At 72.1% G+C, this 22,743-nt stretch carries 16 protein-coding genes and 2 riboswitches; of the genes, 7 read left to right on the top strand and 9 right to left on the bottom strand.

Annotation, left to right across the window (positions count from 1 at the left end; genetic code table 11):
• The 3 genes from ACFQ79_RS04795 to ACFQ79_RS04785 all read right to left on the bottom strand — a co-directional run.
• Positions 1-662, bottom strand: a 662-nt coding sequence (locus tag ACFQ79_RS04795; RefSeq protein ID WP_383579391.1) for a deoxynucleoside kinase, incomplete at its 3' end; no start/stop codon positions are given.
• 318 nt (positions 663-980) lie between these two features.
• Complete coding sequence (locus ACFQ79_RS04790) at positions 981-1,553, bottom strand: antibiotic biosynthesis monooxygenase (protein ID WP_383579390.1); 573 nt, start codon at positions 1,551-1,553, stop codon at positions 981-983.
• Between the two features lie 188 nt (positions 1,554-1,741).
• Positions 1,742-2,656: a LysR family transcriptional regulator gene (locus ACFQ79_RS04785; protein WP_383579389.1), complete on the bottom strand. Its 915-nt coding sequence runs from the start codon at positions 2,654-2,656 to the stop codon at positions 1,742-1,744.
• A gap of 72 nt (positions 2,657-2,728) precedes the next feature.
• On the opposite strand from ACFQ79_RS04785, the gene ACFQ79_RS04780 reads away from it, so the two are divergent.
• The 6 genes from ACFQ79_RS04780 (at position 2,729) to ACFQ79_RS04755 (ending at position 10,141) form a co-directional block, all read left to right on the top strand.
• Entirely contained in the window at positions 2,729-4,228 is a 1,500-nt protein-coding gene (locus ACFQ79_RS04780) for an aminotransferase class I/II-fold pyridoxal phosphate-dependent enzyme (protein WP_383579388.1), read from the top strand.
• A 53-nt stretch (positions 4,229-4,281) separates the two neighbouring features.
• Positions 4,282-4,461: riboswitch (cobalamin riboswitch) on the top strand.
• 230 nt (positions 4,462-4,691) lie between these two features.
• The gene (locus ACFQ79_RS04775; RefSeq protein ID WP_383579387.1) at positions 4,692-6,191 is read left to right on the top strand and encodes a CoA-acylating methylmalonate-semialdehyde dehydrogenase; all 1,500 of its coding nucleotides are present in this window, start codon (positions 4,692-4,694) and stop codon (positions 6,189-6,191) included.
• On the top strand, positions 6,188-7,339 hold the full coding sequence (locus ACFQ79_RS04770) for an acyl-CoA dehydrogenase family protein (RefSeq protein WP_383579386.1): 1,152 nt from the start codon (positions 6,188-6,190) through the stop codon (positions 7,337-7,339). Before ACFQ79_RS04775 ends, ACFQ79_RS04770 begins: the two co-directional genes overlap by 4 nt.
• A complete protein-coding gene (locus ACFQ79_RS04765; protein ID WP_383579385.1) occupies positions 7,336-8,442 on the top strand; it encodes an enoyl-CoA hydratase/isomerase family protein in 1,107 nt (368 codons plus the stop codon). The genes ACFQ79_RS04770 and ACFQ79_RS04765 overlap by 4 nt, the downstream gene beginning before the upstream one ends.
• Positions 8,439-9,359, top strand: coding sequence for a 3-hydroxyisobutyrate dehydrogenase (gene mmsB, locus ACFQ79_RS04760; protein WP_383579384.1), 921 nt, complete (start codon positions 8,439-8,441; stop codon positions 9,357-9,359). Before ACFQ79_RS04765 ends, mmsB begins: the two co-directional genes overlap by 4 nt.
• The gene (locus ACFQ79_RS04755; RefSeq protein ID WP_383579383.1) at positions 9,356-10,141 is read left to right on the top strand and encodes an enoyl-CoA hydratase; all 786 of its coding nucleotides are present in this window, start codon (positions 9,356-9,358) and stop codon (positions 10,139-10,141) included. The genes mmsB and ACFQ79_RS04755 overlap by 4 nt, the downstream gene beginning before the upstream one ends.
• Positions 10,142-10,197: 56 nt before the next feature.
• Here the strand turns inward: ACFQ79_RS04755 and metE are convergent, their stop codons facing one another.
• From metE to ACFQ79_RS04735, 4 genes are all read right to left on the bottom strand, one after another.
• Positions 10,198-12,522: a 5-methyltetrahydropteroyltriglutamate--homocysteine S-methyltransferase gene (gene metE, locus ACFQ79_RS04750; protein ID WP_383579382.1), complete on the bottom strand. Its 2,325-nt coding sequence runs from the start codon at positions 12,520-12,522 to the stop codon at positions 10,198-10,200.
• Between the two features lie 161 nt (positions 12,523-12,683).
• Positions 12,684-12,908, bottom strand: a riboswitch (cobalamin riboswitch).
• Between the two features lie 68 nt (positions 12,909-12,976).
• Positions 12,977-13,330, bottom strand: coding sequence for a UBP-type zinc finger domain-containing protein (locus tag ACFQ79_RS04745; RefSeq protein WP_383579381.1), 354 nt, complete (start codon positions 13,328-13,330; stop codon positions 12,977-12,979).
• Positions 13,327-14,790, bottom strand: a complete 1,464-nt coding sequence (locus ACFQ79_RS04740; protein ID WP_383579397.1) for an ATP-binding protein — start codon at positions 14,788-14,790, stop codon at positions 13,327-13,329. The genes ACFQ79_RS04745 and ACFQ79_RS04740 overlap by 4 nt, the downstream gene beginning before the upstream one ends.
• A gap of 80 nt (positions 14,791-14,870) precedes the next feature.
• Positions 14,871-16,547, bottom strand: coding sequence for an FAD-dependent oxidoreductase (locus ACFQ79_RS04735; protein ID WP_383579380.1), 1,677 nt, complete (start codon positions 16,545-16,547; stop codon positions 14,871-14,873).
• A 429-nt stretch (positions 16,548-16,976) separates the two neighbouring features.
• Here ACFQ79_RS04735 and ACFQ79_RS04730 point away from each other — a divergent pair, with 429 nt between their 5' ends.
• Positions 16,977-18,863, top strand: coding sequence for an AMP-dependent synthetase/ligase (locus ACFQ79_RS04730; RefSeq protein ID WP_383579379.1), 1,887 nt, complete (start codon positions 16,977-16,979; stop codon positions 18,861-18,863).
• A gap of 81 nt (positions 18,864-18,944) precedes the next feature.
• Here the strand turns inward: ACFQ79_RS04730 and ACFQ79_RS04725 are convergent, their stop codons facing one another.
• Together ACFQ79_RS04725 and ACFQ79_RS04720 are read right to left on the bottom strand one after the other, a co-directional pair.
• A complete protein-coding gene (locus ACFQ79_RS04725) occupies positions 18,945-21,179 on the bottom strand; it encodes a hypothetical protein (RefSeq protein WP_383579378.1) in 2,235 nt (744 codons plus the stop codon).
• A gap of 141 nt (positions 21,180-21,320) precedes the next feature.
• Entirely contained in the window at positions 21,321-22,727 is a 1,407-nt protein-coding gene (locus ACFQ79_RS04720; RefSeq protein ID WP_383579377.1) for a M1 family metallopeptidase, read from the bottom strand.
• Positions 22,728-22,743 lie beyond the last annotated feature (16 nt).

The raw sequence follows: 22,743 nt of genomic DNA, 5'->3' as shown, positions 1-22,743 counted from the left end.
CAGGCGCGCCGGGTGGCCTCCGTCAGCGCGTTCCTGACCTCCTGGGCCACGCGGGCCGCGTCCTCGGCGTTGTTGACGATGTCCGTGTGGTTCATGTCGATGACGAGGACGTCGCTGGCCGAGTAGTGCTTGTGCACCCAGTCGTCGTAGCCGGACCACAGGGTCCGGTAGTACGCGACGAGGCTCTCGTCCTGTTCAAAGTCGCGGCCGCGCAGCCCGATGCGGTGCAGCACGGTCTCGAAGTCCGCCTTGAGGTAGACCATGAGATCGGGAGCCTTGCGGTAGGGCAGGCCGTCGATCTCACGCATCATCTCGTCGAGCAGCCCCTCGTAGACCTGCATCTCGAGGGAGCTGATCCGTCCCAGGTCGTGATTGACCTTGGCGAAGTACCAGTCCTCGTAGATGGACCGGTCGAGGACGTTGTCCCCCCGCTTGTACGCCTCCTTGATCGCGGCGAAGCGCGTCTGGAGGAAGTACAGCTGGAGGAGGAAGGGGTACCGCTTCGCCTGGATCTCCTCGGGGCTCGCCGTGTAGAAGAGGGGCAGGATCGGGTTGTCCTCCACGCTCTCGTAGAAGACGTCGCTGCCCAGCTCCTTGGCGATCAGCTCGGCCACGCTCGTCTTGCCGATTCCGATCATGCCGCCGACGCAGATCACGGACATACCTCACTTCTCCCTGGGGGTCTTCTCTAGCGTGGGCGGGTGAGCCGGGTGAGCTGGGAAACCCGCACCAATGAGACGCACGCCGGCGGTCACCCGATTCCCTGGGATCTTTGTGATCAGCGTCATGTGGTCCCGTCCGGACCGAGGCCCCGGGGGGCCGCTGTCCCGGACCGGCCTGACCGTTCCGCGGCCGCCGCGCGCAGCGACGAGCCGCGGTCCTGAGGCCGCCCTGAATTTTAGATGACGAATGGGCCCCGGATGGGCCGGTCCGCGGGCGCCCGGCTCACCGCCCCCGAAGCGGGGAGCCGCCCCGGCGGGCTACGGCGTGAGCCAGCCGCGCAGCAGCCTGCTCACGGCGGGCATCGCGACGTAGGTCATGAGCACGTTGAACACACAGGCGACGATCGCGCTGCTGAGCAGGAGGGGGAGACCGGTCAGCCGGGGGATGAGGAGGAGGCTGCCCAGGAGCGAGATCGGGTAGATCGCCAGGGTCGCGCTGATCGCCATCTTCCACCGGGGCGGGGCCGGCCGCGTCGAGCCCGGCTTGGCGAACCAGGTCTCCATGCCGGTCAGCGTGCGCCGGGCGATCTCCGTGTGGTGATGCCCCTCGCAGCCGGCGAACCAGGCTGCCCGCTCCGGGGACTCCTGCCAGGCCCGGCACGCCGCCTCGTCCCGGAAGCGGTGAACGAGGAACCACGGGGCGTCGCCGCCGGAGGAGCGGAAGAGGCCGTATCCGAGGTGCCCCGGGAAGGCGGCCGCGCTGTCGAGGATGCCCCGGGCCCACAGCTCGAAGGCCGCTTCGTAGCCGGGCTCCACCCGGCGGGCTATGAGGAGGGTCACCTCGCCCGTGTCGGCGGGGACGGTGGCGTGCTCAAGGCTGATCGCGGTCATACGAACTCCATCTGATCTCACCGCGCCCGGCCGTACTCTACGCAGGGAACCGCCGTGGGTGGTGTCCGGCTCGCTCGCCCGGGAGACGAAGTGGTCGTCCGCTTCACCGCCATGTGCGCCGGCGTCACCGCGTCACCGCGTCATCCCCTCACCGCGTCACCACGTCACCGCGTCATCCCCTCACTGCGTCACTGCGCCCAGCGTCCCGCGATCAGCGCGGCCTGCTCCCGCAGCGCCGAGACCAGCTCCTGGGCGGCCTGGTTCGACGCCGAACGCGGGACGGCGACGCTGATCTCCCGCGCCAGGGCCGGTCCGGCCGGCGGGCGTACGGCCAGGTCGGGGCGCGGTGCTCCCAGCGCGAGCCGGGGGATGAGCGCCACACCCGTCCCGGCGGCCACCAGGCCCTGGACCACCGCGTAGTCGTCGGTACGCAGCGCATGCAGCGGCTCGAACCCCTCCTGGCCGCAGGCCCACGCCAGTACACGATCGCACGGGTCGTGCGGGTCGGCGGCGCCCACCCACGCCGCGTCGCGCAGATCGGCGAGCGGGACCCGGTCCAGCGAGGCGCACGGGTGGTCCTCCGGCATGACCAGGAGGAGGGGATCGGACAGGAGCGGATGGACCTCGACCTCCTCCTCCAGGTCGAGGCGGTCGCCGGGCTGGGAGAAGACAAGGGCGGCCTGGAGCTCCCCGGCGCGCAACGCGCGCAGGAGCAGGGGGAGTTCGCCTTCGGTGAGCGAGATGTGGACGCCCTGCCGATGGAGGCGCTTGACCGCCGGCGCGAGCAGCAGGGCTCCGGCCGTCGGAAACGTGCCGATGTGGATGGTGCGCATGCCGCGCTCGGCGAGGTTGCGCACCTCGAGCTCGGCATGGCGGAGGCGTTCGAGCACGGCCTCGGCGTGCGGCAGCAGGGTCTCGCCGAGCTCGGTCAGGGTGGCGCCTCGCGGTCCGCGCTGGACGAGCCGGGCGTCGAAGTGCGCTTCCAGGGAGGCCAGGTGGTGGGTGATCGTCGGCTGGCTGTAGTGCAGCGCACGGCCGGCGGCGGCCAGTGATCCCTCCTGGGCGATGGAGCGGAGTACCTGGAGATGTCTCACGTCGAGCATATAGAGATCCTATGGAGGGTCCACGAAAAGTCCACCGTTCCTCAATGGCTTGAGGACTGTCACGCTCCCGGGGTGAACACGCGAACGACCGATCACCGCACCCCGATCCCCACCGATCCCGGCTCCGGCCAGCTGTCCGCCCCCTTCGCGGAGGCGGTGCTCGCCCATGCCGCACGGGACTGGCTCAGGCTGAACGTCCCCGGCCATGCCGCCGCCCCAGGATCGGACCTCGCCGGGTTCTTCGGCTCGCGGGTCACGGCCCTGGACTTCCCGCCGCTGCTCGACGGCATCGACCTCGGCGCGGACACCCCGCTCGACAAGGCGCTCGCGCTCGCCGCGGAAGCCTGGGGCGCCCGGCGCACCTGGTTCCTGACCAACGGCGCGTCGCAGGGCAACCAGATCGCCTCGATGGTGGCCCCCTCGCTGGGCCGCACGCTCGTCGTGCAGCGCAGCGTGCACTCCAGCGTGATCGACGGGCTCGTGCTCTCGGGCATGGACGCGGTCTTCGTCCAGCCTTCGGTCGACCGCGAGCAGGGCATCGCCCACGGCGTGACCGCCGCGGACGTGGCGGCGGCACTGGAGCGGACGCCCGACGCGGCCGCCGTGTACATCGTCTCCCCGAGCTACTTCGGCGCGGTCGCCGACGTGCGCGCCCTCGCGGACACCGCCCATGCCGCCGGAGTCCCCCTGATCGTCGACGAGGCATGGGGATCCCACTTCGGCTTCCACCCCGCGCTTCCCGCGGGCGCGCTCTCCCTGGGCGCGGACCTGGTGACGTCCAGTACGCACAAGCTCGCGGGCAGCCTGACGCAGTCGGCGATGCTGCACGTGGCGGAAGGCCCGTTCGCGGACCGGCTCGAAGCGCTGGTGGACCGGGCGTTCCGGCTGGTGCAGTCCACCTCGGCCAGTGCGCTGCTGACCGCGTCCCTGGATCTCGCGCGCAGGAGCCTGGTCACCGACGCCGTGGCGACGGCGGCGTCGGTCGAGGCCGCCGACGAGGTCCGGGGCGTCGTGCGGGCGCTCGGCCGGTTCAGGGTGGTGAGTGACGGCTTCCCCGCCTTCCCCGACATCGTCGGCTTCGATCCGCTGCGGATCGCCCTCGACACCCGCGCCGGCGGGATCACGGGCCACGAGGCCAGGCGGCTGCTCTTCCGGGACCACCGGGTGATGGTCGAGGTGGCGACCGACGCGGCGATCGTCGCCGTGATCGGCGCGGGCTTCGTCCCCGACACGGACCGGTTCCTCGAAGCCCTGCACACCCTGCCGTCGCCGCTCACCGGATCCGGCACCGACCCGGCGGCCGTGCCGCACCTGCCCGTACCCGGCCCCGCGAAGCTCACGGCCCGCGAGGCGTTTCTGAGCCCGACCCGGGTGCTGCCCGCGGAGCGGGCCGTCGGACGGATCTCCGCGGACACGCTGGCCGCGTACCCGCCCGGCATCCCCAACGTCCTGCCGGGCGAGGTCATCACAGCCGAGGTCGTGCGCTTCCTCCAGCGGACCGCGAGCGCACCGAACGGCCATGTCCGCGGGGCGCTCGACCTGAGCGTCACCAGGCTGCGCGTCGTCGACTGAGACGCCCGCCCCCCCGGGGTGGGGGGTGGACTTACTAGGACGTCCAACTATATGTTCGTGGACAAGCCCGCGGTGCAGGGAAGCCGGTGTGAATCCGGCGCGGTCCCGCCACTGTGACCGGGGAGTGTGCTCTTCAGCAGATGAGGCCACTGACGGAATCCATCCGTCGGGAAGGCCGGAGAGCGCGCGCTGATCCGGGAGTCAGGATACCGGCCGTGGGGTGTTCCGTGTTGTCCACGAGGATGGAGCAGACACGCATGGCACCGGTACGTGACCACGGCCCAGGTGATCCGGCGGAGTACCCGAACCCCGAGGCCCTGTCCTCGCGTTCGTGACTCGACGGAGGCGTCCTCGCCTCCCCCTGTCCCGCGGGAGGACCCGCGTGCGCGCACCCCGATCGGTGCCGTGCTCGCTCTCCTCGCCGCGCCCTCCTCGGATCCTCACCTGACGAGAGCAGGCTTCGATGGTCCGCGAACTCACCCATTTCATCGGCGGAAAGCACACCACCGGCACCTCCGGTCTCTTCGCCGACGTGTACGACCCCAACACCGGCGCGGTCCAGGCCAGGGTCCCCCTGGCCGGACGCGTCGACACCGAGGCGGCGATCGCCGACGCCGAGACGGCCCAGCAGGAGTGGGGCCGGTGGAATCCGCAGCGACGCGCACGCGTCCTGCTGCGCTTCCTCCAACTCGTCGAGGGCGAAAGGGACTCCCTGGCCCGGCTGCTCTCCGCCGAACACGGCAAGACCGTCGCCGACGCCCACGGCGATCTTCAACGCGGCCTGGAGGTGGTCGAGTTCGCCGCCGGGATCCCGCACCTCCTCAAGGGGGAGTTCACCGACAACGCAGGCACCGGCATCGACGTGCACTCGCTCCGCAGCCCACTGGGAGTCGTCGCCGGGATCACCCCCTTCAACTTCCCCGCGATGATCCCGCTGTGGAAGGCCGCACCGGCCCTGGCCTGCGGGAACGCGTTCATCCTCAAGCCGTCCGAGCGTGACCCCTCCGTACCCCTGCGGCTCGCCGAGCTGTTCCTGGAGGCCGGGCTCCCGCCCGGCGTGCTCAACGTCGTCAACGGCGGCAAGGAAGCCGTCGACACCCTCATCGAAGACCCCCGCGTCCAGGCCCTCGGCTTCGTCGGCTCCACCCCGATCGCGGCGCACATCTACGCCACCGCCGCCGCGCACGGCAAACGCGCCCAGTGCTTCGGCGGCGCCAAGAACCACATGATCGTGATGCCCGACGCCGACCTCGACCAGGCCGCCGACGCGCTGATCGGCGCCGGCTACGGGTCCGCCGGCGAGCGCTGCATGGCCATCTCCGTCGCCGTCCCGGTGGGGGAGGAGACCGCCGACGCGCTCGTCGCGAAGCTGAAGGAGCGCATCGCGGGCCTGCGGATCGGCACCTCCGACGACCCGGACGCGGACTTCGGTCCCCTCGTGAGCCGCGACGCCCTCCACCGGGTGAACCGCTACGTCGGCATCGGCGTCGCCGAGGGAGCCGAACTCGTCGTAGACGGACGGGAGTTCACTCTCCCCGGTCACGAGGACGGATTCTTCGCCGGACCCTCGCTGTTCGACCGGGTCACCCCCTCGATGAGGATCCACCAGGAGGAGATCTTCGGCCCCGTCCTGTGCGTCGTACGGGCCGCGGACTACGAGGAGGCCCTGCGGCTGCCCAGCGAGCACCCGTACGGCAACGGCGTGGCGATCTTCACCCGGGACGGCGACACCGCCCGCGACTTCACCCGCCGCGTCAACACCGGCATGGTCGGCGTGAACGTCCCCATCCCGGTCCCCGTCGCCTACCACACCTTCGGCGGCTGGAAGCGCTCCGGCTTCGGCGACCTGAACCAGCACGGCCCCGACTCCATCCGCTTCTACACCCGGACCAAGACCGTCACCTCGCGCTGGCCCTCCGGGGTCAAGGAAGGCGCGAGCTTCACCATCCCGACGATGGGATGAGCGCCGTGACCACCCTCACCGAGGACCAGCTCGCCCTCGCCGAAGTCACCCTGGACTTCGCACAGGAGCAACTCGCCCCGCACGCCGTGGCCTGGGACCAGGACAAACACTTCCCCGTCGACGTCATCCGCAGGGCCGCCGCACTCGGCCTCGGCGGCGTCTACGTACGGGAGGAGCACGGCGGCTCCGGACTCACCCGGGCCGACGGCGTCCTCGTCTTCGAGACCCTGGCGACCGGCTGCCCCTCCATCGCCGGCTACCTCTCCATCCACAACATGGTCGCCTGGATGATCGACCGGTACGGAGACCCCGCCCAGCGTGCCCGGTGGCTGCCCGGCCTCTGCTCCGCCGAGACCCTGGGCAGCTACTGCCTCACCGAACCCGGCGCCGGCTCGGACGCCGCCGCGCTGCGGTCCCGCGCCGAACGGGACGGCGGGCACTACGTCCTGACCGGAGTGAAGCAGTTCATCTCCGGCGCCGGGGTCTCCGACGTGTACCTCGTCCTCGCCCGCACCGGTGGGGACGGCCCCCGCGGGATCTCCGCCTTCGTCGTCGAGCGCGACGACCCCGGAGTCTCCTTCGGCGCCGACGAACGCAAGATGGGATGGAACGCCCAGCCCACCCGCCAGGTGGTCCTCGACGGCGTGCGGATCCCCGCCGACCGGCGCCTCGGCGCCGAGGGCGAAGGCTTCCGCATCGCCATGCACGGTCTCAACGGCGGCCGTCTCGGCATCGCCGCCTGCTCCCTCGGCGGCGCCCGGAGCGCCCTCGACCGCAGCCTCACCCACCTCGCCGACCGCGAGGCCTTCGGCGCGCGACTGCTCGACGCCCAGGCCCTGCAGTTCCGGCTGGCCGACATGGCCACCGAACTCACGGCCGCCCGCGCGCTGGTACGGCAGGCCGCCGAGGCCCTGGACCTGGGTGACCCGCAGGCGGCCCAACTCTGCGCCATGGCCAAGAGGTTCGCCACCGACACCGGGTTCTCGGTCGCCGACCGGGCGCTGCAACTCCACGGTGGATACGGCTACTTGAGCGAGTACGGCATCGAGAAGATCGTCCGGGACCTGCGGGTCCACCGGATCCTGGAAGGAACCAACGAGATCATGAACGTCATCGTCGCCCGCGGCCTGACGGAGCACCTGCGATGACCGGCGACCACACGACGGGCGACCACACGACCGGCGACGAAGAGGTCGTCGTCCGCGTCGAGGGGCGCACCGGCCGGCTGATCCTCAATCGCCCCAAGGCCCTGAACGCGCTCAGCCACGGCATGGTGCGGAGGATCGAGCAGGCCCTCACCGCCTGGCGGGACGACCCCGCCGTCGAGACGGTCGTGATCTCCGGGGCCGGGGAACGCGGACTGTGCGCGGGCGGCGACATCCGCGCCATCTACGAGGACGCCCGGGTGGGCGGCACCGAGTCCGCCGAGTTCTGGCGGGACGAATACCGGCTCAACGCCCTGATCGCCCGCTACCCCAAGCCGTACGTGGCCCTCATGGACGGCATCGTCATGGGCGGGGGCGTCGGCGTCTCCGCCCACGGCACCGTACGGATCGTCACCGAACGTTCCCGCGTCGCCATGCCCGAGACGGGAATCGGCTTCGTCCCCGACGTCGGCGGCACCTACCTCCTCGCGCTGGCGCCCGGCGAACTGGGCACCCACCTGGCCCTGACCGGCTCGGCCGTCGGCGCCGCCGACGCCCTGCTCTGCGGCATCGCCGACCACTACGTACCGTCCGAGCGGCTCGACCGGTTGACGGCGGCGCTCGCGCGGACCTCCGTGCACGACGCCCTGGCGGCACACGTCGAGCAGGCGCCGCCCGGGCGACTGGCCTCCCACCGAGAGTGGATCGACCACTGCTACGCCGCCGACACGGTCGAGCAGATCGTGGACCGGCTCCTCACGAGCGGCGTGCCGGCCGCCGAGGAGGCCGCCGCCACGCTGGCAGCCAAGTCCCCGACCTCCCTCAAGGTCACCCTGACCGCCTTGCGGCGGGCCCGCGGGCTCGGCCCGCTGGAACGGGTCCTCGAACAGGAGTACCGGGTCTCGTGCGCGGCGCTCACCTCGCCCGACCTGGCCGAGGGCATCCGGGCCCAGGTCATCGACAAGGACCGCGATCCCCGCTGGTCGCCCGCCGCCCTCGCCGACGTCACCGGAGAGGACGTGGCGCGGTACTTCGCCCCGCTCGGCGCCGACCGCGAACTGCGGCTCCCCGCCGTCACCGACTCGTTCCAGGAGGTGCCCTGGTGACCCCCGTCATCGCCTTCGTCGGCCTCGGCCGCATGGGCGGCCCGATGGCCGCCAACCTGGCCGCCGCCGGCCACCGCGTCCTCGGCTTCGACCTCGTCCCCGAGGCGATGACCACAGCCTCCTCGACGGGTGTGGAGACGGCGCAGTCCGCCGCCGCGGCCGCCGGCGAGGCGGACGTCGTCATCACCATGCTGCCCACGGGGCGCCACGTCCTCGCCCTCTACCGCGACCAGGGCCTCCTCGCGGCCGCGAAGCCCGGCACGCTGTTCATCGACTGCTCCACCATCGACGTCGCCGACGCGCGCGCCGCCCACGAGGCGGCCACCGCCGCCGGACACATCGCCCTGGACGCCCCCGTCTCCGGCGGAGTGGTGGGCGCCGAGTCCGCCACCCTCACCTTCATGGCCGGCGGGGGAGAGGCGGAGTTCGCCCGGGCGGAACCGATGCTGGCCGTCATGGGCAGGAGGGCCGTCCACTGCGGAGGCGCGGGCGCCGGCCAGGCCGCCAAGATCTGCAACAACATGATCCTCGGCATCTCGATGATCGCCGTCAGCGAGGCCTTCGTCCTCGGCGAGAGCCTCGGCCTCTCGCACCAGGCCCTCTACGACGTCGCCTCCACCGCCTCCGGCCAGTGCTGGGCGCTCACCGCCAACTGCCCCGTCCCCGGGCCCGTTCCGGCGAGCCCGGCCAACCGGGACTACCGCCCGGGGTTCGCGGCCCCGCTCATGGCCAAGGACCTCCGACTCGCCGCCGACGCCCTGCGCACCGCCGGCATCGACGCCGGGCTCGGCCCGCGCGCCGCCGAGCTGTACGCCGCCTTCGCGGCGGGCGACGGCGCGGCCCAGGACTTCTCCGGCATCGTCCACGTCCTCCGCGACACGGCCGCGGACGCACCGAAGGGAACGACCACCGCATGACCGGCACCGACCACGAGACGATCACCGTCGAGCGTACGGGCGGCCGCACCGCGCTGCTCACCCTCAACCGGCCGAAGGCGCTCAACGCCCTCAACCTCCAGGTCATGCACGAGGTCGTGGCCGCCACCGAGGCGCTCGACCGCGACCCGGACATCGGCTGCATCGTCCTCACCGGCTCCCCGAAGGCCTTCGCGGCCGGAGCGGACATCAAGGAGATGCAGCCCCAGGGGTACATGGACATGTACCTCACCGACTGGTTCACCGCCTGGGACCGGCTCGGCAACCTCCGTACCCCCACCGTCGCGGCCGTCTCCGGCTACGCCCTGGGTGGCGGCTGCGAGCTGGCGATGCTCTGCGACATCCTCCTCGCCTCCGACACGGCCGTCTTCGGCCAGCCCGAGATCAAGCTGGGCGTGATCCCGGGCATCGGCGGATCCCAGCGGCTCACCCGAGCCGTCGGCAAGGCCAAGGCCATGGAACTCTGCCTGACGGGCCGCACCATGGACGCCGTCGAGGCCGAACGGGCCGGTCTGGTGTCCCGGGTCGTCCCGGCCGACGCGCTCCTCTCCGAGGCCCTCGCTGTCGCCGAGACCGTCGCCGGGATGTCGAAGCCGGTCGCCATGATGGCCAAGGAGGCCGTCGACCGCGCCTTCGAGACCACCTTGGCCGAGGGCGTCCGCTTCGAACGCCGGCTGTTCCACGCGGTGTTCGCGACCGCCGACCAGAAGGAGGGCATGTCCGCCTTCGTGGACAAGCGGCGCCCGGACTTCACCCACCGCTGACGGACGGCCCCGTGCCCGGGCCGGGCGCCGACGGCGCCCGGCCCGGACCCACGGGATCAGGGCCTCCCGGAGGCCAGTTCCGCGCGCACCTCACGGGCGGCCGCGACGAGGTTCTCCAGCGAGGCCCGGGTCTCCGGCCAGCCGCGGGTCTTCAGCCCGCAGTCGGGGTTGACCCAGAGGCGCTCGGCGGGGATGGCCTCAAGTCCCTTGCGGAGAAGGGCGGCCGCCTCCCCGGCGCTCGGGACGCGCGGGGAGTGGATGTCCCAGACGCCGGGTCCGGCCTCGCGGGGGTAGCCGTGCTCGGCGAGTTCGTCGGCGACCTGCATGTGGGAGCGGGCCGCCTCCAGGCTGATGACGTCCGCGTCGAGGTCGTCGATGGCCCGGACGATGTCCCCGAACTCGGCGTAGCACATGTGGGTGTGGATCTGGGTGTCCGGCCGCACGCCGCTGGTGGTGAGGCGGAAGGACTCGGTCGCCCAGGCCAGATAGGCGGCGTGCTCGGCGGTGCGCAGCGGAAGCGTCTCGCGCAGCGCGGGTTCGTCGACCTGGATCACCGAAGTCCCGGCCGCCTCCAGGTCGTTCACCTCGTCGCGCAGCGCGAGCGCCACCTGCCGCGCGGTGTCCCCGAGCGGCTGGTCGTCCCGTACGAAGGACCAGGCGAGCATGGTCACCGGACCGGTCAGCATGCCCTTGACCGGTTTCGACGTCTGCGCCTGTGCGTACGTCGTCCAGCGCACGGTCATCGGCTCGGGGCGGGAGATGTCCCCGGCCAGGACCGGCGGCCGCACGTAGCGGGTGCCGTAGGACTGGACCCAGCCGTGCTCGGTGGCCAGATAGCCGGTGAGCTGCTCGGCGAAGTACTGCACCATGTCGTTGCGTTCGGGCTCGCCGTGCACCAGGACGTCGATCCCCGTCTTCTCCTGGAAGGAGAGGACCTCGCGGATCTCGTCCTTGATCCGCTCCTCGTAACCGGCGGCGTCGATCCGGCCGGCCCGCAGATCGGCCCGCGCGACGCGCAGCTCGCCCGTCTGCGGGAACGAACCGATGGTCGTCGTCGGCAGCAGCGGAAGGCCCAGCTGGGCCCGCTGGGCCACGGTCCGTACCGGGTACGGCTGCGAGCGCCGCCCGTCGGCGTCGGTGATGGCGGCGGCACGGGCCCGCACGGCGGGGTCCCGGGTGAGCGCGGACCCGGCTCGGGACGCCAGATCGGCGCGGTTCGCGGCGAGTTCGGCCGCGACGGCGTCCGTGCCCTGGGCGAGCCCGCGCGCCAGGACGGCGATCTCCGCGGTCTTCTGGCGGGCGAACGCGAGCCAGCGGGCGATCTGCGGATCGATCTCCCGCTCGGCGGCGGCGTCGATCGGCACGTGCAACAGGGAGCAGGAGGCGGCGACGTCCACCCGATCGGCGAGCCCGAGGAGGGTACCGAGGGTCCCCAGGGACTTCTGGTAGTCGTTGATCCAGACGTTGCGTCCATTGACGACACCCGCCACCAGGCGCTTGCCGGGCAGCCCGCCGACGCCGGCGAGGTCGTCCAGGTTGGCGGCGCCCGAGTCCGTGAAGTCGAGGGCGAGCCCTTCGACCGGCGCCTTGGCCAGCACGCCCAGGGCGTCCCCGAGCCGCCCGAAGTAGGAGGCGACGAGCAGCTTCGGTCGGTCGGTGGCGCCGCCCAGTCGACGGTAGGCGCGGGCGACGGCGTCGAGCTCCGCCGGTGTCCGGTCCTGCACCAGCGCGGGCTCGTCCAGCTGCACCCAGGCGGCCCCGGCCGCGCGGAGATCGGCGAGCACCTCCGCGTACACCGGCAGCAGACGGTCCAGCAGGGTCAGCGGCTCGAAGTCCGGAGCCGCGCCCTGCGCGGGCTTGGCGAGCAGCAGGTAGGTGACGGGGCCGACGAGCACCGGCCGGGCGGCATGGCCGAGCGCGAGGGCCTCCTTCAGCTCGGCGACCTGCTTGCGGGAGTCGGCGGTGAACACGGTGTCGGGTCCCAGCTCGGGCACCAGGTAGTGGTAGTTGGTGTCGAACCACTTGGTCATCTCCAGCGGCGCGACGTCCTGGGTGCCGCGGGCCATCGCGAAGTACCCGTCGAGCGCGTCCGTCTCGACGGCCGCACGGTGCCGGTCGGGGACGGCGCCGACCATCACGCTGGTGTCCAGGACGTGGTCGTAGTACGAGAAGTCACCGGTCGGCACCTCGTGGAGACCGGCCTCGGTCAGCTGCCGCCAGTTCGACCGGCGCAGCTCGGCCGCGGTCTCCCGGAGCGCGCCGGCGTCGACACGGCCCTTCCAGTACCCCTCGACGGCCTTCTTCAGCTCACGGTTCTCCCCCTGGCGGGGGTACCCGTACACGGTGGCTCGTACTGCCGCGGCCGCGGGCTTCGGTGTCACGGAACTCTCCTTCGCGAGATGTGTCCTGAGCGCCCCGGAGACGGGACGCGGACGCGAAGGAACGGACAGACCGGCGGACCACGACGCGGGAAGCCGCACGTGCCGCTCGATATGCGCGCCGACCCGCCCACGAGGTCACCGGGATCTCCGCACACGGAATCGTCCGCGCGCGGGCAACGGGCAGGTCTTCGGACTCGCGGGCACGCTCTCCGGATCGACCGGAGGGCACCTACTGGCCGTCGCTTCCCAGACCCGTCCGGGCCCAGTGCGTATGACGGCGGTCGTTCCCGCTCACCGCTGCGGGGCAGTCCCGGATTCCCACCGGGTTCCCTCTTACGACGCATCCCGCCTGGCGGACGGGGCGAACCAGCTGCACGGCCACCTTAGGCGGACGAGGGCCTACCGCACACCCCTGACCGCATGCCGGAACGCGACGACCGCACTTCGGCGGCCTTCATCGGTGGAGGTGTTGCCGCCAGTCCTGCGGGACGCGGTCGGCCGGGCCGGGGGCCGGCTGGCCGGCGGGGTGGCCGTCCGGCGGGGCCAGGGCGGGACCCGCGTCGTACAGGTCGTCGGTGGCGTAGTTCCAGAACCAGCTCTCGCCCGGCTCGAAGCTCTGGACGAGGGGATGCCCGGTGGACTTCCAGTGCGCGGTGGCGTGCTGGGCCGGGGAGGAGTCGCAGCAGCCGATGTGCCCGCACTGGGCGCAGCGCCGAAGGTGGAACCACCAGCCGCCCACCGCGTCGCAGTCCCCGCAGCCGGGGCCGGCGGGCGGGACGCTCGGGTCGATTCCCTCGATCTCGGTCATGAGCGCTCCTCCGCGGTGTCAGTGGTGTCAGGGGTATCCGTAGGGTCGGCGGCGGTCAGGGGCAGCAGTACCTGGAACCGGGTGTCGCCCGGGACGGACTCGACCTGGAGGCTTCCGTGGTGCTTGCTCACGACGATCCGCCAGGAGATGTCGAGGCCGAGACCGGTGCCCTCGCCGACCGGCTTGGTCGTGAAGAAGGGGTCGAAGATGCGGCTGCGGATCTCCTCGGGGACGCCGGGGCCCGTGTCGCGGAACTCCACGAGCAGCCGGTCGCCCTCCCGGGCCGTGCGGACCGTCAGGGTGCCGTCGCCGCCGTCGCTCCCGATGGCGGACACCGCGTTGTCGATGAGGTTGGTCCACACCTGGTTCAGCTCCGCCGGATAGGCGGGCACGTCGGGGAGGGAACGGTCGTAGTCCTTGACGACGCGCACCCGGTTGCCGATCTTGCCGGACAGCATCAGGAGCGTGCTGTCGAGCAGTTCGTGGACGTCGACCTCGCGGTGCGGGGCGCGGTCCAGCTGCGCGTACTGCTTGGCCGCGTCCACCAGGTGGGAGATGCGGTTGGTGGAGTCGTCGATCTCGTCCATCAACAGCTCCGTCTCGACCGTGTAGTTGAGCCAGCCGACGGCCCCGGGCAGCACGTCGTCGGCCACGGTCGCCGCCACCTGCTCCAGCCAGTCCGTGTCCAGACCGGCCTGGACGAAGGTGGGCGCGATGCGCCAGCCCTCCGGGATGCCGTGGTCCTCCAGCCAGTCGGCGAGCTCGTCCTCCCGGTCGGCCGCCTCCAGCGGGCTCAGCACCGGCGCCTTGGCGACCCGCTCCGCGGTGCGCTCCTGGATCTCGATGAGGTCGGCGAGCGCCTCCCGGGAGTAGGGCCCCTTGGCGATGACGGACAGCTTGTGCCGCATCTTGCCGACCCGCTCCCGGAGCGACGCCGTCGCCCGGACGGCCGCCGCGGCGGGGTTGTTCAGCTCGTGGGTGAGTCCGGCGGACAACGAGCCGAGCGCGAGGAGCCGTTCGCGCTGACCGATGGCGCGCTGGGTGTTCTTGGAGCCGAAGAACAGCCCTTCGAGGAGGTGCACCGCCATCGGGAACCACTCGGCCATGATGTCCGCGAACGACTGCGCGGGCATGACGAAGAACCGGGTGGGCTCGGTCACGCGCATGGAGTTGTTGTACGTCTGGGGCACGCGGTCGCCCAGGTACGCCTGCATGGCCCCCGCGTACACGCCGCGCTGCGAGGTGCGGCTCACCTCCACGTCGTCGCCGCCGACCCGGCGGTACAGGACGACGGTTCCCTCGATCATCACGTAGAAGCAGGTGGCCGGGTCGCCCTCGGTGTAGACGGGCCCCGGCCCGAACCGTTCCACCCGTCCCTCGGCGCACAGCCGGGAGAGCTGCTCGGGGGAGAGCTTCTCGAACAGGAACAACGAGCCGATCTCGTGCCGGTCGCAGGGCATGACCTCGCCGCCCGCGTCCGAGCCGCCCGCGCCGTCCATGCCCTGCCCGCCCATGCCCTGCGCGCCCCTGTCCTGTCCGCTCATGACTGCTCCAGATACCGGTGGACGAGCATCACGGCCATGGCGCCCTCGCCCACGGCCGAGGCGACGCGCTTCGCGGACTGGGCGCGCGCGTCGCCCGCCACGAACACACCCGGGACGTTCGTCTCCAGGTGGTACGGCGGCCGGTCGAGGGCCCACTCGGCCGGCGGCCGCCCGTCCGGCGTGAGGTCGGGCCCGGCCAGGATGAACCCGTGCTCGTCGCGCAGCACCGTCCCGTCGAGCCAGTCGGTCAGCGGGGCCGCCCCGATGAAGACGAACATCCACTGGGCGTCCACGACTTCGGTCGCGCCGGTCGCGGCATCACGCAGGGTCAGCCGTTCCAGGTGCTCCTCGCCGTGCGCCGAGTCGACGACCGTCCGGGGCCGCACGGTGATGTTCGGCGCCTCATCGATCTGCTGGATCAGGTAGTACGACATCGACGCCGCCAGCGACTCCCCGCGCACGAGGAGCGTCACCGACTTCGCGCCCCGCGCGAGGAACACCGCGGCCTGACCGGCGGAGTTCGCGCCGCCGACGATGTACACGTCCTGGTCCTCGCAGGAGGACGCCTCGGTGAGGGAGGAGCCGTAGTAGACACCGCGTCCGGTCAGGTCCTCGCAGCCCGGTGCCACGAGCTGCCGGTAGGACACCCCGGTCGCGAGGATGACGCTGTGGGCGGCGACCTCCGTGCCGTCCGAGAAACGGACGACGCGGGCCGCGCCGTTCACCTCCAGACCCGTGACCTCGCGTGCGGTCAGGATCTCGGCACCGAAGCGGGTGGCCTGGCGGCGGGCGCGTTCGGTGAGCTGCCCGCCGGAGACGCCGTCCGGGAAGCCGAGGTAGTTCTCGATCCGGGAGCTCTGACCGGCCTGTCCGCCGGTCGCCGAACGCTCGACCAGCACGGTCCGCAGCCCCTCGGAGGCCCCGTACACCGCCGAACCGAGTCCGGCCGGGCCGCCGCCGATGACGACGAGGTCGTAGAAGTCGGCGGCCGGGGTCGTCGCGAGCCCGACCCGGGCGGCCAGCTCGGGCGCGTCCGGCTCGACGAGTACCGTGCCGTCCGGCGTGATCACCAGGGGCAGCCGCCGGCCGTCGGCGCCGGCCGCGTCGAGGAGGCGCCGGCCCTCGGGCTCGTCGGAGGAGTACCAGCGGTACGGCACCTGGTTGCGGGCCAGGAACTCGCGTACGTACGAGGACCGCGCCGACCATCGGTGACCGACCACCTTGGTCGCGGGCACCGGGCGGTAGTCGCTGGCGCGCCAGGCCGTCAGGAGGTCGTCCACGACGGGGTAGAGCTTCTCCTCCGGCGGGTCCCAGGGCTTGAGCAGGTAGTGGTCGAGGTCCACGACGTTGATCGCGTCGATGGCGGCGCCGGTGTCGGCGTACGCGGTCAGCAGGACGCGCCGGGCCCCCGGGTACACGCCGAGGGCCTGTTCGAGGAACTCGATGCCGTTCATCTGCGGCATGCGGTAGTCGGCGAGGATCACGGCGACGAGATCGCCCCGCAGCTTCAGCTCACGGAGCGCTTCGAGAGCGGACTCGCCGGATTCGGCGCGCACGATACGGTAGCCGCCGCCGTAGCGGCGCCGCAGGTCGCGGGCGATGGCACGGGACACTCCCGGGTCGTCGTCCACCGTCAGGATGACGGTCCGTGCCGCGTCGGTGACCTGTGCCATGCGCCTCCGCCCTGCTCGCCTCGGACGGCCGGCACGGCGGACTGCCGACGCCGGCTCCCGCCCATCGTAAGTTCGATCCCGCGGGACCGCTCCGGATGGCGACGGCCCGTGCACCACCGGCGGCCGTGCGCTACGGGCCTCCGGGGGACGGGGCGGGCGCCCCGCGGCCCGAGCCGCCGCCGGATTCCCCCCCCGAGCCCCCGGCTCCTCCGAGCCGCCCCCAACGCCTCCGAGCCCCCGACTCCTCCAAGCCCCCCGAGTCCCCCGAGCCCCCCGGCTCCTCCGCCTCCCCGAATGCCCGCTGACGCCGTACCTTTCTTCGCCCGCTCCCTTACGCACCGGAGCGTTTCCGCCTAGCCTCACCACAGCTCGCAAGTTACCGGCCGGTCAATCAATCGTTGACGGGCGGTCCGGTCCCGGGGGGTTGAGATGAGTTCCGCGCAGCACCTTCTTGAAAGCCGCCCGCGGTCGGTGGCGCACATCTTCCTCTCACGGGTCGAGGCCACGCCCGACCGCGAGGCCTATCGCTACCCCGTGGCGGCCGAGCACGCCGCCGACGGCGCCGAGGAGTGGCGCTCGCTGACCTGGGCCCAGACCGCCGAGCGCGTGAAGGCGATCGCGGCCGGTCTGCTCACCCTCGGGCTGCGGCCGGAGGAGCGCGTGGCCATCTCCTCCTCGACACGGATCGAGTGGATCCTCGCCGACCTCGGCATGATGTGCGCCGGCGTCGCCGCGACCGCCGTCTACCCGAGCACCAACGCCGAGGAGACGGCGTACATCCTCGCCGACTCCGGCAGCCGGGCGATCTTCGTCGAGAACGTCGAGCAACTGGTCAAGGTGGCCGGCCGCACGGAGGACCTGCCCGGGCTCGGCACCGTGATCGTCTTCGACCCGGAGGCGGACCTGCCCCGGGTCGACGGGCTGGACGTGCTGACCCTCGCCGAGCTGGAGAAGCGTGGCACGGCGCACCTCCAGGAGCATCCGGACGCGGTCGACTCCGCGGTCGGGGCCATCGGGCCGGACCAGCTCGCCACCCTGATCTACACGTCCGGCACGACCGGCCGCCCCAAGGGCGTGCGTCTGGTGCACGACTGCTGGTCCTACCAGGCCGTCGCGCAGGAGGTCAGCGGGCTGCTGCTCCCCGACGACGTGCAGTTCCTGTGGCTGCCGCTGTCCCATGTCTTCGGCAACGCCCTGATCGCCGGTCAGGTGAAGACCGGCAGCGTGATCGCGGTGGACGGCCGCATCGACCGGATCATCACCAACCTGCCCGCCGTCCGGCCCACCGTGATGGCGTCCGCACCGAGGATCTTCGAGAAGGTCTACAACGGCATCGCGGCCAGGTCGAAGGCCGAGGGCGGCGTGAAGCACAAGATCTTCCTGTGGGCGGCGCAGGTCGCCCGCGACTACGCCAGGACCGGGCAGGAGACGACGGTGGCGACGGGACGGCGCACGCTGCCCCTGTGGCTCTCCGTGCAGCACGCCGTCGCCGACCGGCTCGTGTACGGCAGGATCCGGGCGGCCTTCGGCGGCGAACTCCGCGGCAGCGCCTCGGGCAGTGCCGCACTCGCCTCCGACATCGGTTACTTCTTCGCCGGCGCGGGCGTGCCCGTACTGGAGGGCTACGGCCTGACGGAGACCAGCGCCGCCGTCACGGTCAACCCCGCCGAGGACTTCCGGGTGGGCACGGTCGGCAGGCCCCTGCCCGGCACCGAGGTGCGCATCGCCGAGGACGGGGAGATTCTCCTGAAGGGGCCCGGCGTCATGCGCGGGTACCACAACCTCCCCGAGAAGACCGCCGAAGTGCTGGAGAGCGACGGCTGGTTCCACACCGGCGACATCGGCGAGATCGACAAGGACGGCTTCGTCCGGATCACCGACCGCAAGAAGGACCTGTTCAAGACCTCGGGCGGCAAGTACATCGCGCCCACGGAGATCGAGAGCCGCTTCAAGGCCGTCTGCCCGTACGCAAGCAACATCCTGGTCATCGGCAACAACCGCAACTACTGCACCGCTCTGATCACGGTCGAGGAGAGCGTGATCATGCCCTGGGCGGCCTCGCAGGGCCTCGACGGGCGGAGCTACGCGGAGGTGGCCTCCTCGCCGGAGGCGCACGCGCTGATCGACGGCTTCGTCCAGCGCGTGAACGGCGACCTGCAGCGCTGGCAGACGATCAAGAAGTTCGCGGTCCTGCCCCGTGACCTCGACATCGAGCACGGCGAACTCACCCCGAGCCTGAAGGTCAAGCGGCCCGTCGTGGAGCGGCAGTACGCCGATGTCGTCGAGGCCATGTACGAGGGCGCCCGCGAGGCCTGACCCCCGCCCGCGGCCGGCTTCCTCACGGGTCCGGCCCGGGCGCACCGGGTGCTCGACCGGAGCACCCGGTGCCGTGGCCGCCTACGCGATGTGATCGAACCTGCTGCCCTCGCCCGCGTACAGCGAGGTCGTCTGGCGGCTGAACGGGGCCGTGGCGGAGCCCGTCGAGCGGTAGACGTACGTGCCGGCGGCGCCGTACGCGATCAGGTCCGGGCGGCCGTCGCCGGTCACGTCGCCGGCCCCGACGAGCTGGCTGAAGACGCCCCAGCCGCCGCCCACGCGGACGCGGGGGGAGTAGGTGTAGCCGTTGCTCGGGTAGAGCCAGAGGACGCCGTCCTTGTCGCGGGCGACGAGATCGCCGCCCTTGTCGCCGGCGATGTCGCCGACGGCGGTCAGCTGGTTGTAGACGCCCCAGCCGCCGCCCATCCGGATCCGGGGCGCGTACGGCTTCGCCGCGTCGCCGGTGCCGCGGTAGAACCACAGGGACCCCGCGGTGTCGACGGCGAAGAGGTCCGCCCTGCCGTCCGCCGCGAGGTCGGAGCCGCCGGCGAGCCTGGTGTACCCGCCCCAGCCGCCGCCGATCCGGTAGCGGGCGGTGAAGGTGCCGTCCCCCTTGCCCAGGTAGTGCCACAGCGTTCCGGTGCCGTCGAGGGCGACCAGATCGCCGTTCGCGGCGCCGCCGATGTTCCCGGCGGCCTCGATCTGCTTGTACGTGTTCCAGCCCTGGCCGATCCTCGTCCGCTTGGCAGGCTTCGTCTGCCCGTCCACCGGCCAGTCGAAGAGGTCGTCGCTCCACAGCACGCCGGCGGAGTCACGGGCGAGGAGGTCACCGGAGCCGTTGTCGGTGAAGTCGTGGGGGTTGGCCCGGCGGGACACGGTGAAGGCGCCGGAGGCCGTGGCGGGAGTGCCGACGCCGTCGAGCGGGGTGGCGGTCAGCTGCCAGGAGTAGGCGCCGTTCGGGGCGCTCGCCCCGTTCAGGAGCCCGTTCCACGAGAAGGCGAAGCGGGCGGGTGCTCCGGACTCCGTCAGGCGCGTCACCAGCTTCCTGCCCGACCGCTGGTGAGTCAGGGTCAGGTCGACGCGGGCGTTGCCGCGCGACAGCGTCCACTCCATCGCCGTGGCGACCGGCTTCTCCAGGTCGACCGCCGCCGGGACCTTGGATTCCGTCACCTTGACGCCGAGCACCCGGCCGGTGTCGGCGACGGGGGTGACCGTCGGCGTGCCGCCGGGGCCCTCGGTGATCCGGAACAGGCCGTCCGATTCCGTCGTCGCACCCCGCACCAGCAGGCTGCCGTCGGGGGAGTGGGCGACGGAGGAGTAGTTCACCAGGAGCTTGGCGGGCGCGGCGCCCGTGACGACGTTCCGCGCGTAGAGCGGCGTCAGGACGTCCGGCCCGGCGAACGGGTCGCGCCGTGCCGCGTACAGGGCCGTGTCACCGACGATCCCGGCGAGGACCGGCTGCCCCGGGATGTCGCCGAGCGGAATGCTCTTGGCGAGCCCCGAGCCGCGGACGACCAGTTCCTGGCCGCCGGCCGTGCCGCCCTGGATCCAGGCGCGGTACTTCGGAGTGAGCGCGCCCGTCGCAGCCGCGTCCCAGTTCCCGGCGCCTCCGGTCCACTCCTGGAGAATGGGGGTGCCGGTGGTCACGGGGACCCTTGCCTCCCAGGCGTACGGGCTGGGCTCCCCGATGGTGCCGCGGAGCCCCTTGCCGAGGATCAGCACCGTGGGCCTGCCGTCCGCGCCCCTGCCCGCGGCGACGACCTTGTGGGCGGTCTCGGTCTCGTCGCGGTAGGTGTTCGAGAGCTTCGTCTTCCGGACGACGCCGTTCGCGTTCTCCAGCTGCCACAGCTCCCGGCCCACGCCGGTCGTGGGCACGCTCACGTACAGGACGGAGCCGGCCACGCCCACGACCTCGGCGCCGGCGCCGAAGGTGCCGGCGTTGTGGTTGACGTAGGTGGAGGTCGTCGGGTCGTACGCGACGAACCTGCTGCCGTCGCCCGTCACGATGTAGTCGGAGACCGAGTCGTAGCCGTTCGGCCCGCCCAGGAGCGACACCGTGCCGTCGTTCCTGTGCCACTCCAGGGCGGCGGTGCCGTTCTCGTCCGTGCAGGTCGTGACGTACCCGAAGGAGCCGGTGGAGACGATCTCGGCCGCGGCGGGCAGCAGGCCGGGGGCGGTCGGCACGCACCGCCCGTCGGCGGAGGCGGCGGGCGCGGCGACGGCCGGGGCGGTGACGAGCGTCCCCGTCACGGCGGTGACCGTGGTCAGGGTGAGGAGGGCGGCGGCGAGCCGGCGCCCGGACATGCGGTGGTTCACGGTTCCCCCGAGTGAGATCAGTGTGTCCGGTCAGACTCATGATCCGTTCGAGTGGTTGTACGGAGACGCGAACTTCCGTTGCACGGAATCCCGGTGACGTGACGTCACCCGAGCCACGGCTCGCCCCTTCAGCCCGGTGCGCTACGCGGAGGCCCTGCCCAGGCCCCCGGGGCCGCCGTTCGTGGGCGGATACGCGGGCCGCTCCGGTATGGCCGGGGAGCCGTGGGGGGACGGGAGGGGCGGCAGGGACGGCTGCTGCAGCCAGGCCCTGAGCAGGCCGTCGACCGGCTCCGTCGCGTAGCGGGACACATGGGCCGTGAAGGTCGCCGTGGTCACCACGCCGTGGCGGTGCACCGTCGCCCAGTCGCGCAGCATGCGGAAGAAGGCGCCGTCGCCCAGGGCGCAGCGGATCGCGTGCACGGTGAGCCCGCCGCGCTCGTACAGCCGGTCGTCGAACATCAGCTTGCGCCCGGGGTCGGCGAGCTTCAGGTCCTGCGGCTGCGTGGCGAGCAGCCGGTACGCGGTCGCCGCGAGCTCCTGCGCGGTGCGGCCGCCGGAGCGCTCCGACCAGAGCCACTCGGCGTACTTGGCCAGGCCCTCGTTCAGCCAGATGTGCCGCCAGTCGCCGATGGTCACGCTGTTGCCGAACCACTGGTGCGCCAGCTCGTGCGCGACGAGACGCTCCGAACCGCGCGCGCCGTCGACGTGGTTGGCGCCGAAGAGGGACAGCCCCTGGGCCTCCACCGGAACGTCGAGCTCCTCGTCGGCGACGACCACCGCGTACTCGCCGAACGGATACGGCCCGAAGAGCTCCTCGAACAGCTGCATCATCGCGGGCTGCCGGGCGAAGTCACGCGAGAAGCGGGACAGCAGATGCGCCGGGACGTGGGCGCTCTGCGGCACCCCGCCGAGCCCGGGGTCCCCGAGCAGCACCGTCTGGTGCATGCCGATGGAGAGCCCGACCAGATAGCTGGACGTCGGCGCGGACTGCTCGTACACCCAGGTCGTCGTGCTGGCCTTGGTCGTACGGGTGAGCAGCCGGCCGCCCGCCACCACGGTGTACGCGGAGGGCGTGTTGACCGAGATCTGGTACGAGGCCTTGTCGGCGGGCCGGTCGTTGCACGGGTACCAGGAGGGGGCGCCGACGGGCTGGCTCGCGACCAGCGCACCGTCGGTCAGCTCCTCCCAGCCGAGCCCGCCCCACGGGCTGCGCACCGGCTTGGGGTTGCCCGCGTAGTGCACCTCCACGGTGAACGCCGCGCCCGCGGACAGCGGCTTGGCCGGCCGGACGCGGAGCTTGCCGCCGCGGTGGGCGTAGTGCGGCGCACGGCCGTTCACCAGGATCCGGCCGACCTTGAACTCGGAGAGGTTCAGATGGAACTCGGTGAGCGGTGCCCGGCCTGCGATGGCGCTGAGCCGCGCCGTCCCGGCCAGCCGGTTGGGGCCGGGACGGTACTCCAGAGCGAGTTCGTACCGATGCACGCGGTAACGGGAGTCGCCGTGGTCCGGGAAGTACGGGTCCTGTGCCGTTGTCCGCTCGCCGCTCACTGCTGCTCCCGCTCCC

The organism is Streptomyces sp. NPDC056480 (genome assembly GCF_042795405.1).
Lineage (GTDB): Bacteria > Actinomycetota > Actinomycetes > Streptomycetales > Streptomycetaceae > Streptomyces.
This window is presented reverse-complemented; position numbering and strand designations above follow the sequence as displayed.